This is a genomic window from Bacillus sp. F9_6S_D1_P_5 (genome assembly GCF_054823925.1).
The window spans coordinates 20,915-38,772 of sequence record NZ_JBTREW010000018.1 but is presented as its reverse complement, the minus strand read 5'-3'; the positions used below and the strand labels follow the sequence as shown (position 1 = coordinate 38,772).

The 17,858-nt window shown below is 34.5% G+C and carries 19 protein-coding genes, 1 pseudogene and 1 riboswitch; of the genes and pseudogenes, 7 read left to right on the top strand and 13 right to left on the bottom strand.

The window, feature by feature from the left end; all coding sequences use genetic code 11:
• Positions 1-15 precede the first annotated feature (15 nt).
• Positions 16-927, bottom strand: coding sequence for a DMT family transporter (locus ACUXEY_RS20380; protein ID WP_461301468.1), 912 nt, complete (start codon positions 925-927; stop codon positions 16-18).
• 124 nt (positions 928-1,051) lie between these two features.
• Between ACUXEY_RS20380 and pdxR the strand changes: the two genes are divergently transcribed.
• Positions 1,052-2,494 (top strand): MocR-like pyridoxine biosynthesis transcription factor PdxR, encoded by a 1,443-nt coding sequence (gene pdxR, locus ACUXEY_RS20375; protein ID WP_327960300.1) that lies wholly within the window; start codon positions 1,052-1,054, stop codon positions 2,492-2,494.
• Between the two features lie 81 nt (positions 2,495-2,575).
• On the top strand, positions 2,576-3,016 hold the full coding sequence (locus ACUXEY_RS20370; RefSeq protein WP_461301467.1) for a YaiI/YqxD family protein: 441 nt from the start codon (positions 2,576-2,578) through the stop codon (positions 3,014-3,016).
• Between the two features lie 86 nt (positions 3,017-3,102).
• On the opposite strand, the gene ACUXEY_RS20365 is transcribed toward ACUXEY_RS20370, so the two are convergent.
• From ACUXEY_RS20365 to ACUXEY_RS20320, 10 genes and pseudogenes are all read right to left on the bottom strand, one after another.
• Complete coding sequence (locus tag ACUXEY_RS20365; RefSeq protein WP_461301466.1) at positions 3,103-3,417, bottom strand: DUF3892 domain-containing protein; 315 nt, start codon at positions 3,415-3,417, stop codon at positions 3,103-3,105.
• Positions 3,418-3,479: 62 nt separating this feature from the next.
• The gene (locus tag ACUXEY_RS20360) at positions 3,480-4,475 is read right to left on the bottom strand and encodes a sensor histidine kinase (RefSeq protein WP_461301465.1); all 996 of its coding nucleotides are present in this window, start codon (positions 4,473-4,475) and stop codon (positions 3,480-3,482) included.
• Complete coding sequence (locus tag ACUXEY_RS20355) at positions 4,472-5,143, bottom strand: response regulator transcription factor (RefSeq protein WP_461301464.1); 672 nt, start codon at positions 5,141-5,143, stop codon at positions 4,472-4,474. The genes ACUXEY_RS20360 and ACUXEY_RS20355 overlap by 4 nt, the downstream gene beginning before the upstream one ends.
• Before the next feature lie 34 nt (positions 5,144-5,177).
• Positions 5,178-6,164, bottom strand: a complete 987-nt coding sequence (locus tag ACUXEY_RS20350) for an alpha/beta fold hydrolase (protein ID WP_461301463.1) — start codon at positions 6,162-6,164, stop codon at positions 5,178-5,180.
• 105 nt (positions 6,165-6,269) lie between these two features.
• Positions 6,270-7,094 carry a DUF2785 domain-containing protein gene (locus tag ACUXEY_RS20345; RefSeq protein ID WP_098390094.1) on the bottom strand — a complete coding sequence of 275 codons (825 nt, stop codon included), beginning with the start codon at positions 7,092-7,094 and terminating at the stop codon, positions 6,270-6,272.
• 276 nt (positions 7,095-7,370) lie between these two features.
• Entirely contained in the window at positions 7,371-7,913 is a 543-nt protein-coding gene (locus tag ACUXEY_RS20340; protein WP_461301462.1) for a GrpB family protein, read from the bottom strand.
• A gap of 42 nt (positions 7,914-7,955) precedes the next feature.
• A pseudogene (locus ACUXEY_RS20335) lies at positions 7,956-8,624 on the bottom strand (hypothetical protein).
• A 173-nt stretch (positions 8,625-8,797) separates the two neighbouring features.
• A complete protein-coding gene (locus tag ACUXEY_RS20330; RefSeq protein ID WP_166703165.1) occupies positions 8,798-9,541 on the bottom strand; it encodes a metallophosphoesterase family protein in 744 nt (247 codons plus the stop codon).
• Positions 9,542-9,554: 13 nt separating this feature from the next.
• Entirely contained in the window at positions 9,555-10,493 is a 939-nt protein-coding gene (locus ACUXEY_RS20325; RefSeq protein ID WP_461301461.1) for an aminoglycoside phosphotransferase family protein, read from the bottom strand.
• A 14-nt stretch (positions 10,494-10,507) separates the two neighbouring features.
• Positions 10,508-11,305, bottom strand: a complete 798-nt coding sequence (locus ACUXEY_RS20320) for a VOC family protein (RefSeq protein ID WP_461301460.1) — start codon at positions 11,303-11,305, stop codon at positions 10,508-10,510.
• Positions 11,306-11,403: 98 nt separating this feature from the next.
• Here ACUXEY_RS20320 and ACUXEY_RS20315 point away from each other — a divergent pair, with 98 nt between their 5' ends.
• On the top strand, positions 11,404-12,414 hold the full coding sequence (locus ACUXEY_RS20315) for a sulfite exporter TauE/SafE family protein (RefSeq protein ID WP_461301459.1): 1,011 nt from the start codon (positions 11,404-11,406) through the stop codon (positions 12,412-12,414).
• Between the two features lie 39 nt (positions 12,415-12,453).
• Here the strand turns inward: ACUXEY_RS20315 and ACUXEY_RS20310 are convergent, their stop codons facing one another.
• On the bottom strand, positions 12,454-12,903 hold the full coding sequence (locus ACUXEY_RS20310; RefSeq protein WP_429602108.1) for a GNAT family N-acetyltransferase: 450 nt from the start codon (positions 12,901-12,903) through the stop codon (positions 12,454-12,456).
• Positions 12,904-13,289: 386 nt separating this feature from the next.
• Positions 13,290-13,482: riboswitch (Lysine riboswitch) on the top strand.
• 112 nt (positions 13,483-13,594) lie between these two features.
• Here ACUXEY_RS20310 and ACUXEY_RS20305 point away from each other — a divergent pair.
• The 3 genes from ACUXEY_RS20305 to ACUXEY_RS20295 all read left to right on the top strand — a co-directional run bounded on the left by ACUXEY_RS20305 (position 13,595) and on the right by ACUXEY_RS20295 (position 16,284).
• Positions 13,595-15,061 carry an amino acid permease gene (locus ACUXEY_RS20305; protein ID WP_429602109.1) on the top strand — a complete coding sequence of 489 codons (1,467 nt, stop codon included), beginning with the start codon at positions 13,595-13,597 and terminating at the stop codon, positions 15,059-15,061.
• A 113-nt stretch (positions 15,062-15,174) separates the two neighbouring features.
• A complete protein-coding gene (locus tag ACUXEY_RS20300) occupies positions 15,175-15,480 on the top strand; it encodes an iron-sulfur cluster biosynthesis family protein (protein WP_461301458.1) in 306 nt (101 codons plus the stop codon).
• Positions 15,481-15,513: 33 nt separating this feature from the next.
• Positions 15,514-16,284, top strand: a complete 771-nt coding sequence (locus ACUXEY_RS20295; RefSeq protein ID WP_097890277.1) for a DNA alkylation repair protein — start codon at positions 15,514-15,516, stop codon at positions 16,282-16,284.
• Positions 16,285-16,364: 80 nt separating this feature from the next.
• Here ACUXEY_RS20295 and ACUXEY_RS20290 read toward each other — a convergent pair whose 3' ends face one another.
• A complete protein-coding gene (locus tag ACUXEY_RS20290; protein ID WP_097890279.1) occupies positions 16,365-16,856 on the bottom strand; it encodes a DUF2716 domain-containing protein in 492 nt (163 codons plus the stop codon).
• 197 nt (positions 16,857-17,053) lie between these two features.
• Here ACUXEY_RS20290 and ACUXEY_RS20285 point away from each other — a divergent pair, with 197 nt between their 5' ends.
• On the top strand, positions 17,054-17,815 hold the full coding sequence (locus ACUXEY_RS20285) for a class I SAM-dependent methyltransferase (protein WP_097890281.1): 762 nt from the start codon (positions 17,054-17,056) through the stop codon (positions 17,813-17,815).
• Positions 17,816-17,858 lie beyond the last annotated feature (43 nt).

Sequence of the window (17,858 nt, the reverse complement as noted above, 5' to 3'; positions counted from 1 at the left end):
AGATCATTTTTACTACTAACTTACTTTTTTCAAATTGAGAGCAGGCTTTTTCATTCCGCCTTTTTTCACAACATATAAGCCGATAAAGATAATAAGACCGCCAACGAGTTGCATCATATTAATTTGCTCCCCTATTGTTACTGCTGCAAAGATAACTGCGAACAACGGTACAAGATACATATAAACCATTACTTTTGTTGAGCCTATTTGACTGATGCCGATATACCACATTGCTAGTCCGAAGATGGTCGCAAAGATGATTGAATATGCTAGTGATCCCCAGCTTGGTGTATCTACTGGCCACGTTAAAGTATTTACGTTGAATAAACAGTATATAACTAGCGGTACAATTCCAATTAAAGTAGACCATGATGTGACTCTCATTGCGGAGTATTTTGTAATAAGAGGTTGCGCTAATATTGGATACCATCCCCACGCAATTGCTGCTACTAATCCAATTACATTACCAAGCCACGCATATTCATAAGTAGCTCCTCCTGTATGTCCTGTTAATAAAACGAATGCTGCACCAATAAACGCTACTATTGAACCAATTTGTACTTTCATCGAAAAGCGTTCTTGTTTGTGTAATACTGCTAATATCCCTGTAAATATAGGTGACATCGCAATTAATAATGAGGCGTTCGTTGCGGAAGTGTGTTTCACAGATAGCATAAACATCGTTTGATACATCGCCGTACCAACGATACCGACTGCTACTAATCGTAACCAATCTTTTCTTTCAATACGTAATGAACGTTCCATCATAAATGTAATAAGTAATAATACCGGTGATGCTACTAAAAATCGTAAACTATTAAATTGAATGGATGACATATATGCCACGCCATACTTTCCAATTGTATAATTCGCTCCCCATACTAATGCTACTGATACTAGGAGCCATTCCATTTGCCATCTTTTCATCCGAATCTCCCCTTCCATATTTAGCATAGTAAAATTGGCTGGATATAACACCGTCCAATTGGCTGTTTTTTTACCCAGCCAATTTGTTATACTTAATGTATATAAGAGATGCGGAGGCGTTTGTATGGAATGGAAGCTAGATAACGACAGTAAAATCCCTATTTATCAGCAAGTTGTTGACTTTATTGAGAAACGTATTACATTCGGAGAACTTCCTCCAGGTAGCTTCCTACCTTCCGAACGGAAATTAGCTACACAGTTAAATGTAAATCGAAGTACGGTAACGACTGCTTATAATGAACTACGTGCTATGGGAATTGTAGAAAGTACGACTGGTAAAGGTACACGTGTAAGTACACATATGTGGGGCGTTTCTCCAACATTAACGCCGAACTGGAGAAATTTCGTAGAAGGTGGTACTTTCTTACCAAACTTACCGTTACTTCGCCATATTCGTGCGGAAGTACAACAAAATGAAAACATCATTGATTTCGCAAATGGAGAGCTCGGTTGTAATCTCTATCCTCACGATCAACTACAAACGATTTTACGAGAACAGCCGTTAACACATTCATTAAGTTACGATCATCCGCAAGGCTATCTCCCGCTAAGACAAGCGGTAGTAAAATATATGAAGGAATATTTAAAAGTTGAAGCGACTGAACAATCTATTATGATTACTTCTGGCGCACAACAAGCACTTCACCTTATCGTGCAATGTCTATTAAATCCAGGTGATGCAGTCGCTTTCGAAAGTCCTTCACACTGTTATTCCTTACCGTTATTCCAATCAGCAGGTATTCGTATTTTCCCGTTACCTGTCGATGAACATGGTATTAATCCGGATGATGTGCAAGAATTATATAGAAAGCATCGGATTAAAATGATTTTTTTAAATCCAAACTTCCAAAATCCTACGGGAACTATGCTTCATCCAAACCGTAGAAAAAAACTGTTATCACTTTGCGCAGATTTACGAATTGCGATCGTTGAAGATGATCCATCTAGTTTACTTACGCTAGAAAAGAAACAACCTTGCCCTACTTTAAAATCAATAGATGAAAATGGGACAGTCATTTATGTACATTCCTTATCTAAAATGATTGCACCAGGTTTACGAGTTGGCTGGCTTGTCGCCCCGCAGTCTGTAGTAGAAAGGTTATCCGACGCAAGGCACCAAATGGAATTAGGTATGAGTATTTTCCCGCAGTGGCTTATGCAGCAATTTTTCGAAACTGTACCATTTCAGACTCATATCGTACCGTTACGAAAACAATTAGCAGAAAAAAGAGACGTTATCGTTCGCGCCTTACATGAGCAACTTCACGATAAAATCTCTTTTTCTAATCCTACTGGTGGTATATACATATGGGGAAAATTAAAAGAACCGATAAACGAAAAACAACTTATTATGCAAAGTTTAAAACAAGAAATCGCATTTATGCCAGGTAGTATTTTCGGTGCGAAAGATGGTTATATTCGTTTATCTTACGGAAAAGTGAATATTAATCAAATTGAGGAAGGTATTTCTCGTTTGCGAGAAGCTATTTTAGTTTGTGGAAAATGACTTTACATAAAGCTTTATCGTTTGACAAAAGAAAAATCTACCATTATTATCAACACGAACCTAGTTATAGGAGTGATAAAAATGAAAATTTACGTTGATGCAGATGCTTGTCCTGTAAAAGATGTAATTATTTTTGAGGCTACGAATGCAGAAATCTCTGTAACCCTCGTTACTAGCTTTTCTCATTATTCTAATGCTCAGCAACCAAAAGGTGTGGAAACAATTTACGTTGATTCTGGAGCAGATGCTGCCGATTACCGGATTATGCAGTTAGCCAATAAAGAAGATTTAATCGTAACACAAGATTACGGTCTTGCTTCGCTTGCATTAGCAAAAGGCTGTATCGTTCTACACCATAAAGGCTATAAGTATACGGATGACAACATTGAACAATTGTTACAAACACGGTATTTAAGTGCAATGGTTCGAAAAAGCGGTAAGCGTACAAAGGGACCGAAACCATTTACAGCAGAAGATAAAGAGAAATTTAGAGCGCTCTTTAAAAGTATGATCCCCCATTAAAGATGAACCTTCTATTCGCAAGGAAAACTTCGCAAAACAAAGAAGAGAATATCCAAATGAACATTCTCTTCTTGAGGTTTACCCTTTTAAAATGAAGGTAAATTATCTAAGTTATTTTCTTTTATTCCATCCGGTTCACTACGTATAATATCTCTACCATACTTATGAAATACGTCTACATGATTTAACTTACCAGATTTCGCCTCACTAAGAGCAGTCATATAATCTAACTCTCTCCCGCTACTTGTTTTAAACGCTATTAAATCCCCATCATCATTTTTACGAACGGCAACAATTTGTTCTGCTCCTGAATTGACTTCATTGTCTACTTCAAATTGAGCTTGCTCTTCTCCTTGATGTAAGTAATCATTATAAACTTTTTCAAAGTCTTTATTGTCCATAACATTCACCTCCAACACATTTTTTAGTATGGTTGGGAGGTGTTGGTTTTATGTATTTTTCTCTAAACTTTAGTATTTTCAAATGAAAACATAGTACCCTCACTATTTGATTGTACAGTGTATTTTATGTCGAACATCTTTGATATATCTTCAATATTTTTCAAACCAAGTCCCATACTTTTACTATTTATATCAAACCCAATCCCATTATCTCTAAAGGAAACAACATCTTCATCTATAATAATTTTGAGTTTTTTAGCTTTAGAATGTTTAAGGACATTTTGAAAAACATTATCAAATAACCTTTGAATCCATAACTCATTACTATTCCATATCAACTCTTTATCTTGTGGATTATATACTAATTCAATTTTATGAATGCTATACAAATAGCTCCATTTTTTAATCATATTTTCTATTAAATTATGTATATTAACTTCATCATTCACAATATAAGTATTCTCTAAAGTCTCTGTAGATTGAATATTAAATTCGTTAGTTAAATCACTTATATATTGTATCTGCTCATACAGTGATTCAAGTACTGGTGCTTGTTCCTTGTACTCACCTTCTAAATAATATAATTGTAATCTGACCGCTGTTAAAGGTGTATTAATATCATGCCGTAATTTATTTAATAGTTCCTTTTTTATTTGTTCCTGTTGTTGTAGTTCTAATTCTCGATAAGTTGTTCTTTCTATAAGCAAGTTCATTGATTTAATCAGCTCTCCCATTTCATCATCGCTTTTAACATTTATTATATTAGGGATTTTTTTATCACTAGCTAAATCTCGAATCGTTTGATTTAATACATTAATTTTATTTAATACTGTGTTAATCGATTTTGAAAATACAAAAGCTAATATTAATAGTGATAATAAAAATATGATTAACATCGTAGGATATGCATAGGATTCGTGAAAAGGAATGTTCTGATTTTTAGTTTTAAAGACAACATTATAAATAACTGATACAAAGATACTAATTGACAACAATAACAGTGGTACGCTAATAATAGCGGAGAATAATAGTAACTGATATTTTTTCTTTAAGTTCATTTCTTCAGATAGGTATTTAATCTATACCCTTCTCCATATATGTTCTGAATAATATCACCTGTTTTATCATCAATTTTGGTTCTGATTTTCTTTATATGTACGTTCATGATATTTTGATTTCTATCTTCGAGTTGCCATAGGTAATCATAGAAGTGTTCTTTAGATAAAGTTCTATCTCTATTTTCATATAAATAGAAGAATATTTTTCGTTCAATTGCTGTAAAAGCAACTTCATTACGCAAATCATTAATAAAAACTCTTTTATATTCTGCATCTATAAATAAATGGTTAATTTGCGTGAACGTACCATATTGATTATCTAACATTTTCTGAATCCTTAACAACAACTCTCTAGGGTCAAAAGGTTTTATCATGTATTCTTCTCCAATGGTCAAACCTATTAGTTTACTATCCATATCATTCCTTGCTGATAGAAATATAATTGGAATATTTAATCCTAGATTTTTTATTTTCTTTGTAATTTGATAACCATCTTCGCCTGGTAACATAACATCCATTACGACTAAATCTATTTCATGAATTATATCAAGAACTTTCCTTCCCTCTTTCTCCCAACGCACATTATACTTCTCACGCTGTAAAATTTTTTGTAATAAATCTCCTATAATCAAATCGTCTTCAACAATTAATATGTTATATACTTTCATTATGTAGACCTTTCATCGCTAAAGTTACAATTGTTTAGTTCTTCACTACTTTATTCTTAATAAAATCCATAGCAATTTTGTATATTTCATCAGGAGCATATAAATAAATACTATGTGTACCTTCAATTATTTTTACATCAGCTATTAATAAGTTGCTAGTAAACTCCTTATAATCTTCGTTTTTTTGCTTTGTATACTTCGAATCTTTATATTGCCTAGCAATCGCATCTATAAATAACATAGGTGTTTCTTTTGGGATCGATAAAGAATTTGATTTTTTACCGTTATTGTAGCTTTGTAAAAGTTCTTGCTTCATATCATCATTAAAAGCCCTCTTATACGTAAGCGCTTTATAAATATCTTTTTCCTGTTCGTTTAAAAAAGATTGACGAATGACTTCGGGATTATAAGTAATAGAGGGAGCTAATCTCTGAAAACCAATTTTCGTTAAAATATTCATCCCTGTTATTTTTAATGAATCAACCATACCTATTTTATTAGTCACGTACTGTTTAGGTAAACCAATATCTAATGCAATAATCCCTTTTACTTCACTTGGATATTTTTGTGCCCAATAAATAGCCTCTATACCCGATAGAGAGTGTGGTACTAAAATGTAAGGTGGTTTATTTCCACTTCGTATAAGCGCTTCTCTCGTTTGTTCTAATATCGTATCAATATCTCTATCATCTTGAAAAACATCACTGTATCCATAACCGGCTCTCTCAATTACAGAAATCTTGTTTTCTTTCGAAAATTTACTATATAGGCCTTTCAATTCATAAACAGGAGCGGCAATTCCAGATCCGGCCATAAATACAAACGTATCCTCCCCGCTCCCCTCATTATAAACATTCACTTTTTTATTATCGAAATTAACAAATTTGCCTTCATTCTTCATTAATTTCGATTCCATTTTTAATTGATAGTTATGATATATAAATACAACGCCTGTTCCAAAGAAAATCATACTAACACTCATTAAAAATATTATTTTCACTGACTTTAATAATTTTTTCATTTGACACCCCTTTCAACCTATAATGAAAGGGTACAATATAAAAATAAATTTCTAATAAATTTTCAAAATTAATATCTATTCATTGTTTCTAAGGATGGACCATTTTTAATACCTACGCAAACCCTTCAAAGTCTCCAATATATCATCTGTAAAGGCTGTACTGCCTTCTGTCTCTAAAACTCTAAAATATAAACTTCTTAAGAAAGCTCTAATATTTTGTACTAAAATATCATACTGAGGATGCGGGATGTCTTCAACAATTGCTATACTATGTAGCCAGTTGCTCCACTCTTCTTCAGTTAAAAGATTTTGGTTACGTAACGACATAATTGGCGCTACTAATCTCTCATCTTCAAAGTGGATATATACGTAGTCATGTAAGCGAACCTTCTGGCGAACAGCAGCTAATATTGCATATGAAAACTCACGATTTTGTATAGTACGTGCTAAAGCATCGAGTGCATCAGCAGCGTGTGCTGTAGAATGTGCCCACCCTTTTCCTTCTACGTAGCCTCTTACATCTTCTTCCAAATACACATATTCCAGTACTTGTTCTGCCACACTGTACAGTTGTTCTTCCGATAACAACGGCTCTCTTTCATGAACAGATAAAATAAGTGGCGGAATTAATACAGAGAACGCACGTTTAAATACAGAATCTGTTCCCTTTTCACCAATTTTATAAAATAAATAATCAGGGCTAATTGCTTGTAACATTAATCCTCGTAACTCTTTTTGTCTAAATACATCATTTGTAATCCATTTATGAAGCGTACTATAAATTAAATCATCACGTAATTCAGCATCAGGTGAACCGATATAATCTAGCATCCACTGCGCATATGGATATGCATCTACGTCTTCTGGTACAGCATAATTATTATTTTTAATTTGTAGTAGTTCTTCTTTTAGTTCTAGTACTTCATTCATTATATTTCCTGTCCCCTTTTTACTTTATTAACATATTTTCGCCTTATTCCCTTTAATTTTTTTCATAAAATCAAGTCGATTTTTAGAATCGTTTTTATACCTATCTTTCTATGAACTTGATTCAATTATATATAATTTATCCTGATAAATAAAAGGAAATACATTAGAACATCGCAGTCTTTCACTTGGTTTACATGCATTTCCTGTCAGTTTAAGTTATAAAATACAGTATGTTTTTTCTTTTATATTCAAACGTATTTACAATCAAAAATTAAATCATTTTAGAACTTGTTTAATAAAATCTGTTTTAGCTTTTGTGTAGGCTTCTCTATCTTCTTTAAATCTTTTAGCTAAATCTTGTTTAAGGTTTGAATACTCATAAACTAATTGTGGATTTTCTCGTAATCGGTTACGAAATAAAAGTTGTTGCTCCCATCGCTCAGTTCCTTTAACCATTAAATGCAGGTGCGCTACACGTCTATTATTCTTAACTTTCACAAAGAACCTTCTCCAAGGTCTTTCATCTAATTCTGGGCTTACATAATGCCAATTATACATGGCTAATTTCGCTGAAATATATAGTACTCTATTAAATGAGTCTATTTCAGCCATTAAATCAATGATAGGTTTTGCCGGTAAACCAGGGATGGATGTACTTCCTATATGTATTACTTTGCTTATACCGAGAGGAGCAAGCAGTTCATAAAGTTGCTGTTCTTCACATTGGCCTTTATCTTGCCAATCAGGATTTGCATTAACTATCTCTACTGACTCATTCGCCCACACAGGCCAATCGTTCGGACTATCTTTTTTATCCATCCAAAACATCTCCTTTCACGATTTTTTGCTATGTAAACGATTTTAAATTCCTTTAAATACAACTACGGGATCATGAAAATCACTATTCTGAAATACAACATCCGCACAACTTTTCGGATTATGCTCATCTATATACATCTTACAGGCAGCATGATATCTGTTCAAAAACATTTTTTCAGCTTCTTCATAACTTCCGAAAGCCTCCGTCTCGCGCTCTACACCACGTTTTCTCGCAATTTCAAAATCTGTATCTACAAAGATTTTGTAATCAAATAAATACTCAATGTCTTTTTTTCAATAGAAACGTTCCATCTACTATTAGCACCATATTGGGTTGAGCCATTAACGGCTCATTATGTACAGGAACATCCGTTTTTAAATTATGAGAAATCGTTTCATATTGTAAATTCCCGTTAGGTCCTAAAGGTCTTAATAACCTTTCTTTGAAAGCTGTATAATCGTGTGCATCTTCATAATACCCTCTTGCAGATTCTTTTCCTTTTGCATAGCGAATCACTCTAGGATTATGAAAATCGTCAATGCTAGCGCGTGTTACTGGCAACCCTCGTTTTTTATTTCTTCCGCTAATTCGTTTGCAAATGTTGTTTTTCCTGACGCTGTAATACCGCTTACTCCAACTCTAGTTGGATGCGTTAAATTTAACATTAAAATATGATTAACAATTTCTTTTATACGTTGTTCTCGGTTCATGATATTTTCCCCTCCATTTAGTTTACATAACAAAATTACAATTAACTTTTTACGTCACTATTTGTCGGTAAATCGATATCCTTTGTCGAATCGTTGATATATTGAAAAAATCGTTGATATATTTTAAGTTACGATAGATATATTTGAAAAATCGTTGATATATTATGATTGCCTTACTTTCCCTTAAACCCTCGATATAAAGCAGTCCGTAATTCTTGTTTGTATTCTTCAATTTCTGGCATATCGAGTTCTTCTGCTAGTCTGATAGCTAATTCAATATCATACGGTACACGTACGAGTTGAATAGAAAAGCTTGCGGCTTCTTTTTCATTGTAAGTTCCTTCGAATATTAAATAAGAAGCTTGTGTAATTTCAAGAGGATTACCTACGCTACCAGCATTACATAACGTTTTCCCTCTGAAATTTTGAACGAATGCTTGGTGAACGTCACCGTAGCAAACGACATCGGGTTTTCTTTCCCCTTCTATATTCTCTGTGAGCTCACTGTTTTCAAACATACTAATACGCTCTTCTCTTGCAGCGTGTGGTTGAATTCTTTCATATAAACTTCTAGGTGAAGCGTGGAACATACGAATCAATTTGCCGCTCATATAAAATTCGATTGAAAATGGTAAGCTTCTTAAATAGTCATTTTGTTCTTCCGATAATTGTTTTTGATGCCATTTTAACGCTTCAAATTCAGTCGGTTTTGTAATAAAATCATCCCAGTTCCCCATTACAACTCCATCACATTCTTTACGAATGATTTCAATTACTTCGCTAGAATGAGGACCTTTTCCGACTAGATCTCCAAGACAAATAATGCGCTCAATCCCTCTTACTTTAATATCTTGTAGCACAGATTCTAATGCTGGAATATTACCATGTATATCAGAAATTACCGCTATTTTATCCATATGAATCCCTCCATTACTTATAGTTTATTATATCCGCATGTTGTGATTGATACCATTTTGGAATATAGGATGAAAAATGATTATGATCTTCTAAAATTCCGTTCAATCTTTCCTTCATATCATTTACTAAATGCGGTGTGCTTCGGTTTGTCCATACGATATCAGCTGGGAAGGTCATTGCTGCATATAATGAGTACAGTTTCCAAAAATGAAGCGATGGTTCGCCTCCGCAATAACCGTGAACTTGTCCAACCGCAAATGATTTACTTATTCTTATAGTAAAAATCGCTACGTTATAAAAATCGTGTATTGGATCGCCAAAATCATATCCACCAAAATCGATAACGATAAATTCCTTATTATGAATCATACTATTTGCTGGATGGAAATCATCGTGTAAAAAAGTGATTGGACGATTTTTCAATAAATACTTATGATTTTCTACAAAGGTTAATACGGGCTTCAAATCAAGGAAGTCTATTTCATAGTTTGCTAACGCTTCTACGTATCTTTCGTATTTATTCCATCGAACCGTTCCCCATTTATTACTTGCACTTTCTTTCTCAATGGAATGAATCCTCTTTAATACTTCCCCTGCTTTTCTCCCTGCATAATACTGTTCTTCCACCGATAGCTTCTCTAAACCTTCTTCACCATTTACACCTTGGATCCATTCAAATACTTGAACACATTTATTTAATTCCTCAAGTTTTATGAAATGAATTAACTTTGGCGTTGGAATATGTAATGACTCTAATTGTTTCATATACGTATATTCTTCTTGTTTACGTTCAAAATGAATAGCATTACATACTTTTACAAAATATGTTACTCTGTTTTCTAATTCTATTTTATATTTCTCTTCATGTGAAAAACCTTTTGAAATAGCTGTACACTTTACGATACGAGGCCATTCTAGTTTTCTCTCTATCTCTCTAAGCATTTCCTTCACAACGTTCACCTCTATCAATATATGTACAAACTATCTAACACTTCATGCTCTCGTTTATTTTCCCCTTTAAACTCCACCGCAAAAGGATATTCGCCATGATGATTCAAATGTTCTAGTACTAGCCCTTCTCCAATTGATTCACAAAACTGCACATGAATGTCACCAAACGATACACTTTGACATTCCGCATTCCATTCTTCATTTTTCACGACCAGGCTTGCAGTTAGCTCCATAACTTCTTTCCATTTCCGTACTGTTTCTCGAACATTTTTCACTGCGTAATGAATCGTTTCAATTTGTTGTACTTTATTTTTATGTTCAGTGATTGTCCCTATATTACGTAAGTCGTTTCTTCTTTCTTCGTCCGTTTCATTCCACTGTATAAAGAAAGGTAATTGCGGTCCGTTTTTCTCTTGCTTTACAAATAACATTTTCCATTCTAAAAGGCGGCCATCTTCTCTCATTCGTTTCCCTTCAAATGGGCCTATCGTATGTAAACCGTGTTTACTAAACTTAACTGCTAGCTCTTCAATGGCATCTGTTCGAATTGCAATTTGTAACATTCCTTCTCCGTCTTGTAATTTTACTACTGTTTCTTGTACTAATGGATTTTCTGCTTTCTTCGCTTTATCTTCATGCTGAACTGCTAAAAATTCTATATATGATAAATCAAAATAACATAAACTATTCCAAGTACCCCAAGTAGTATGCTCTCCGCCTAGTACAGTATGAAATCCAAGCTCTTGCATTTGTTTTGCCGCTTCCTCCGGTGTACCATGTACTGCGTGTACGAGATGATCAAATCGTAACATGTCTTTCTCCCCTTTCTCTCCATCCTTTTATTGTATATTTTATTTTTCTTTCATTCAATTCAAAAAACTTTAAAACCTAGTTGATTTATACGATTAATATGTATTATAATGAAACAAATTTAATTATTGCTGATTGGAAAAACCAAAGGCACTTTTCTCATACGGGAAAAGTGCCTTTTTCATTTATTATTACAGGGGGATTTTTTATGCAGAAATTAATTGTCTTTGCTATTATTGGATTTTTCGCTCAATTGATTGATGGAGCACTTGGAATGGCGTACGGGGTAACATCTACCTCGCTATTATTAATGTTTGGTATCGCACCGGCTGTAGCTTCCGCATCTGTTCATTTAGCTGAGGTCGTTACAACCGCCGCTTCTGGTGCATCCCATCTCAAATTTGGAAACGTTGATAAATATACCGTTTCCAGACTTACATTACCAGGAGCAATTGGCGCATTTATTGGGGCATGTTTTTTAAGTAATTTACCTGGCGATGTAATTAAACCGTACATTTCCGTATTTTTATTTACTTTAGGGGTTTATATTTTATTACGATTCCTCATTCAAAAACAAATTGTTACTTCAAATAAACGTATGTCTGCTAAACAGCTTGTTCCGCTTGGCTTATTTGCTGGATTCGTTGATTCAACTGGTGGTGGTGGCTGGGGTCCGATTACGACGCCTGTACTTTTAGCAAGAGGAAATGAAGCTAGAAAAGTTATCGGATCTGTAGATACGAGTGAGTTTCCTGTTTCACTCGCTGCAACAATCGGGTTTTTCATTTCACTTGGATGGGAACAAGTAAGTTGGGTTTGGGTATTTTCTCTCATGCTCGGTGGTATCGTTGCGGCACCAATTGCTGCATGGCTAGTGCGCATCGTTCCTTCTCATTTACTTGGCGTATTAGTTGGTGGCCTTATAATCTTTACAAACATTCGTACACTGCTTACTACATTTAAAGTGGATCCAACTATTATTTCACTTTCTTACGTGGCAGTTGGTCTTGTCGTTATTATTTCTATTTTCATTGCTGTTCGCAATCATTCCAATCTTTCTAACGCACCGACAGCTGGATATCCGAATGATCAAAAACAAATGCTACCATAACGATAAAAATACCGCCCGATATACTTCGAGCGGTATTTTTTATTTTTCTATTTTCCAATTAATCATCGTTTCTGTAGTGCCAGTTCTCTTCATATGTAATTTCTCTAATACACGAATCGAGCTAATATTTTCAAAAAGTGTCTCTGCAATAATCGTTTCTACCTTTTCCGTTTGAAAAGCCCAATTTATTAACTCTCTTACAGCTTCTGTCGCATACCCTTTATTCCAATATTTCTCAATAAATCCGTAACCAATTTCTACTGTATGTTCCTCATTTGGTTTCCCTTTAAATCCTATATCACCTAGAACGATGTCACCTTCTTTTCGAATGACATACCACGCTCCCCAAGGCAATAAATCCTTATTTTGTTTTACATTTTCTACATGCCCTACAATATGCGGACCACTGTTATATCCTTGCTCGTTAGCAACTTGCATACTCTCTTCTGTACACGGTACTATATAGAGTCTGTCTGTTTCTAATTTCATATTGATTTCCCCTTTTCAATTAAACAATACTTCAATTTTATCAGAAATAAAAAGAATATTCATTCTATTCGTCGGATTTATACTTATTCTTTGAAACGAATTTAAGGAATAATCCTCTTTTGATAGTTATGTCGAATTATATTTTCAGAATTTTCTTTTATTTTTAAAGGGTTTTTTATTATTTTTTGCGAAACATTTGTATAACAATTTCTTTCTTTATTTTTTGTTACATAACAGTAGGTTCAGGTGGAGTTTTGCAAGCGTTTCCTATACAATAACCGATATTTTTTGACTTTTCCTAACAAAATATCTTGCAATATATTCAGAAAGTCATTACAATTGCCATATATTAAAAATCTTAGCAATATATCAAATCCTCATCAATCCGATGAGGTAGAGGTTGCGACTTTTAAGAGTAAAGCGGACGAGACATAGAGAATGTCACCGACTCCGTTTGAAAGGAAAAGTTGCCGAAGTTTATATTTCTTCTCTGGAAATATGAGCTGGGGCTGTCTCCGAAAGGAACAGAACTGTCACGTTTACAAAATTACCGTGTAAACGTGGGGTGCTATCTTAACGGAAGGGTATGATGGGGTGGTTATTTGTGAAACGTTCCGCCAAATTCCTTTGGCGGTTTTTTGTATTTTTCTCCCCCGTTCCTTCCTATCTTACAAGAAAAGGAGTGTTGAACATGAATAGCGCAACGAATCAAACTACCTCTGAAACACAAACTACAAAAGGAAAAGGTGAATTAAAACGTAGTTTAAAATCAAGACACCTTACGATGATTTCTCTCGGTGGTACAATTGGTACCGGACTATTTCTTGCCAGTGGTGGTGTCATCCATTCAGCTGGGCCTGGTGGTGCATTAGTTGCATACGCCGCAATTGGAATTATGGTTTACTTTTTAATGACAAGCTTAGCTGAACTCGCAGCTTACATGCCTGTTACGGGATCTTTTAGCACATACGCAACAAAATTTGTTGATCCATCCCTTGGCTTTGCACTTGGCTGGAACTATTGGTATAACTGGGCAATTACAATTGCTGCTGAACTCGCGGCTGTAACATTAATTATGAAATTTTGGTTCCCAGATACCCCTTCCCTCATTTGGAGTGGATTATGTTTAGCTATTATTTTCCTTTTAAACTATTTATCTGTTAAAGGGTTTGGTGAATCTGAATATTGGTTCGCACTTATTAAAGTAGTTACTATTATTATCTTTTTAATTGTCGGCTTTATGATGATTTTCGGAATTATGGGCGGCGAATCCGTTGGGTTTAAAAACTTCACTGTTGCAGATGCACCATTTAACGGCGGCATCATGGCAATTATCGGTGTATTTATGGCAGCTGGTTTCTCATTCCAAGGTACTGAATTATTAGGAGTTGCTGCTGGTGAAACTTCTGATCCAGAGCGTAATATTCCGAAAGCAATTCGTTCTATCTTTTGGCGTATTCTTTTATTCTATATCCTTGCAATTCTCGTTATCGGTTTATTAATTCCTTATACGACTGAAAGCCTTGCTGCAAGCGATGTAACAGTAAGTCCATTTACACTTATTTTTGAAAAAGCGGGCGTTGCCTTTGCTGCTTCTGTTATGAACGCTGTTATTTTAACGGCAGTACTATCTGCTGGTAACTCTGGTATGTATGCATCAACTCGTATGCTTTGGGACTTAGCTCGCCAAGGTAAAGCACCAAAATTCTTAGGGAAATTAGACAGCCGCGGTGTACCTGTTAACGCATTAATCGCAACGTCAATTGTCGGTAGTATCGCTTTCATTGCTTCTTTATTCGGTGACGGCGTTGTATACATTTGGTTATTAAACGCATCTGGAATGTCTGGCTTTATCGCATGGGTCGGAATCGCAATTAGTCATTATCGTTTCCGTAAAGCATATATCGCACAAGGTAAAGATTTAAAAGACTTACCATATAGAGCAAAATGGTTCCCATTCGGTCCAATCTTCGCATTTGCACTTTGTGTCATCGTAATTTTAGGTCAAAACTACGGGGCATTTATGGGTGAATCAATTGATTGGAACGGCGTACTCGTTTCTTATATCGGTTTACCACTCTTCTTAGTACTATGGTTAGGATATAAATTTACGAAGAAAACAAAAGTGATTCCGCTTGATAAATGTGAATTGAAATAAAGTGAAAAGAGCAAACAAATTTGTTTGCTCTTTTTTTATTCCGATGCTTCTCCCTTCCCTATTGCTCCTGTTTTTGCAATAATAAAGGAAATATAAATAAAGGTTGGGATACGATGAACATTCGCATTACTGATGAAGCAAAAGCAGCTATACATAGATTAGAACGTAAAGACAAAAAAATCATTCGCATTAGAGGAACAATGACAAACTCTTGTAGTATTTTCGTTGATGTGGATTTAATTTGGGATACATATAATGCAGATGACGTTGTATATGAAGATGCTGATTTTATCGTACAAATGGATTCATTTACGAAAGACTACACTGGTGATACGGTGAAACTTGATTATAAGACGACTGGTTTTAGTATTACGACTCCGAGTGAGACTTTGGTTTATGGGTTGTCGATTAAAAAATAAAAATTGTTTTCAGCTGACCAATGAGGTGAAAAAATGGGTAAATATGTTCCGTTAAAATTTTTATTTAACGAAGAATCAGCAAAAAATATGGCCGATTCTATTTGTAAGCACGATCCTACTTTCCCTAAAAGAAACTTCGTATCTTCCGTAACATGTAAAGTTGAAACTTTAGAGTTAAAGCAGCGTATTGAAGTAATAGCAGATGAATTACATCATGCATTACAAAAAGATTTTAATGAAGCAATCCATATTTTACTGAAAACATTGGGACCAGAAAATACTACAGAAGTAGGTACATTTACAAACGGATATATGTACATGCCTATTGCAAAATACGTTGAAAAATATGGGCTTAACGATTTTGAATCCTCATTTAACGCCATGTATGAAATAACAAAAAGGAATACTGCTGAATATGCTATTCGGCCTTTTCTTGAGACATACCATGAAGATACACTAAACATATTAGAACAGTGGATTCATGACGAAAACAGCCACATTAGAAGATTGGTTTCAGAAGGTACAAGACCAAGACTTCCTTGGGCAAAAAAAACAGGAGCTCTGAAAGGTGACTTTAAGAACAATTTACAGCTTCTTGAACCATTAATGAATGATCCTTCTAAATATGTCCAAAAATCAGTAGCCAATCATATTAACGATATTACGAAAGAAGATAAAGAACTCGTTTTTCAATGGTTACAGCAATTACGTGATAAACAGCATCTTGTTAACCCTTGGATTATAAAACATGGGTTAAGAACGGTGATAAAAAATGGTACTTTACCAAAAGATTTTTGTTTTTAAGTATTTTTAAATGAAAACGGCCTAAACAAAAACGCTTATGCTTCAAGAATGAAGTATAAGCATTTTTTCTCTTTAAAACATTATCCCTGCCTTAAAATATTTTGAAACATTTCCGGTTTATTTTGTTTAAAGCTCTCTATTATTTCTTTTCCAAATATCGTTATACTCTTCTCCCAAGGATGGCCTAAATACCCCCACTTAAAGTCTTTCTGAATAAAGAAATAGTAATCACCATTCGGAAATATTGGTATACTCCACTCATAAAATTCATTTCTTTCAAACTCTAAGTGTGGATTCACCCAATAACACTCATGTTGCCAATCCAGTGCCATCATATATTCATTCGATGCTGTATTCTCTTTGAAAACTTTTAATGCTTTTTCCTCAAGTTCATCATATACATTTAAATCTACCAACTCTCCAAAATAATGAGAGATGTCATATGTGATAAACGGTCCCGGTACTTTAAACGATGGAAATATTGAAACACTTGGTGAAAACTCATAATCACTATATACTTTATCCCAAATTCGATCGTACTCTTTATCTGTAAACTCAATCCAATTTTTCATTAAATATCTACCTTCTCTTTATATTTCAAAGGAATTCCACTCAAAAATCCCGAATATATAAATAATCATTCTCGCAAGGAGCGAATTTATATGCATCTATTCGAACACGAAACGTAAATCTGTTTCACTTTTATAAGAGGTCCTCCTTTTTACTTTTCTCATCATATCATTCATTTACAAAATAGGAGGGTACAATTATGAAACGTGATCCATTATTTTTAACTTTATTAGACAGTGCAAATACAAATTTTAGCGGCTGGGATTTTTCTTTCATTTCAGAAACGGGTCGAATGAATAGTGAGCCTTTATCGTGGTCGTACGGTAGCACTGCTTTCCAGCTTATACAACACGCAAAATCAATGCTAGATATGGGCACTGGCGGTGGAGAGCTTTTATCTATGTTACAACCGTTCCCGCCAACTATTTATGCTACTGAGGGCTACGCCCCAAACGTGCCAATTGCCCGAAAGAAATTAGAGCCTTTAGGGGTTATTGTTGTAGAAGTAAAGGATGATGATGCCCTACCGCTTCAAGATGCTCAATTTGATTTAATTGTGAACCAACATGAATCCTATGCTGCTTCTGAGGTAAACCGAATCCTTTCTCCTAATGGAATATTTCTTACCCAACAAGCTGGTGGTCTTGATTGCGCAGAACTTAATAAGCAGTTTGGCACACCACTAAATAGCGAATTTGCAAGTTGGTCACTCGAAACTGCATGTAATGAGCTAAAGGAAAATGGATTTACTATTTTAGAAGAAAAAGAAGAGTTCCCCTTTCAACGCTTTTATGATATTGGCGCTATCGTATATTATTTAAAAGCGATTCCGTGGCAAATTCCTGATTTTACTGTCGAAAGGTATTATGAGGAATTATATCGCATACATGAGATTATGTTGCAAAAAGGCTATTTTGATGTGAAGCAACATCGCTTTATCATTAAAGCGATTCGCAACTAATCATGGAGTATATGAAAATGAAAAAGAGATGGATCTACCATCT

Bases quoted from the DNA above. Each gene is read 5' to 3' on its own strand.
- ACUXEY_RS20360 (WP_461301465.1), bottom strand. From the start codon at position 4,475: ATGAACTTAAAGAAAAAATATCAGTTACTATTATTCTCCGCTATTATT.
- ACUXEY_RS20305 (WP_429602109.1), top strand. From the start codon at position 13,595: ATGAATAGCGCAACGAATCAAACTACCTCTGAAACACAAACTACAAAA.
- pdxR (WP_327960300.1), top strand. From the start codon at position 1,052: ATGGAATGGAAGCTAGATAACGACAGTAAAATCCCTATTTATCAGCAA.
- ACUXEY_RS20315 (WP_461301459.1), top strand. From the start codon at position 11,404: ATGTATTATAATGAAACAAATTTAATTATTGCTGATTGGAAAAACCAA.
- ACUXEY_RS20320 (WP_461301460.1), bottom strand. From the start codon at position 11,305: ATGTTACGATTTGATCATCTCGTACACGCAGTACATGGTACACCGGAG.
- ACUXEY_RS20355 (WP_461301464.1), bottom strand. From the start codon at position 5,143: ATGAAAGTATATAACATATTAATTGTTGAAGACGATTTGATTATAGGA.
- ACUXEY_RS20370 (WP_461301467.1), top strand. From the start codon at position 2,576: ATGAAAATTTACGTTGATGCAGATGCTTGTCCTGTAAAAGATGTAATT.
- ACUXEY_RS20350 (WP_461301463.1), bottom strand. From the start codon at position 6,164: ATGAAAAAATTATTAAAGTCAGTGAAAATAATATTTTTAATGAGTGTT.
- ACUXEY_RS20285 (WP_097890281.1), top strand. From the start codon at position 17,054: ATGAAACGTGATCCATTATTTTTAACTTTATTAGACAGTGCAAATACA.
- ACUXEY_RS20295 (WP_097890277.1), top strand. From the start codon at position 15,514: ATGGGTAAATATGTTCCGTTAAAATTTTTATTTAACGAAGAATCAGCA.
- ACUXEY_RS20365 (WP_461301466.1), bottom strand. From the start codon at position 3,417: ATGGACAATAAAGACTTTGAAAAAGTTTATAATGATTACTTACATCAA.
- ACUXEY_RS20330 (WP_166703165.1), bottom strand. From the start codon at position 9,541: ATGGATAAAATAGCGGTAATTTCTGATATACATGGTAATATTCCAGCA.
- ACUXEY_RS20300 (WP_461301458.1), top strand. From the start codon at position 15,175: ATGAACATTCGCATTACTGATGAAGCAAAAGCAGCTATACATAGATTA.
- ACUXEY_RS20290 (WP_097890279.1), bottom strand. From the start codon at position 16,856: ATGAAAAATTGGATTGAGTTTACAGATAAAGAGTACGATCGAATTTGG.
- ACUXEY_RS20310 (WP_429602108.1), bottom strand. From the start codon at position 12,903: ATGAAATTAGAAACAGACAGACTCTATATAGTACCGTGTACAGAAGAG.
- ACUXEY_RS20380 (WP_461301468.1), bottom strand. From the start codon at position 927: ATGAAAAGATGGCAAATGGAATGGCTCCTAGTATCAGTAGCATTAGTA.
- ACUXEY_RS20345 (WP_098390094.1), bottom strand. From the start codon at position 7,094: ATGAATGAAGTACTAGAACTAAAAGAAGAACTACTACAAATTAAAAAT.
- ACUXEY_RS20340 (WP_461301462.1), bottom strand. From the start codon at position 7,913: ATGGATAAAAAAGATAGTCCGAACGATTGGCCTGTGTGGGCGAATGAG.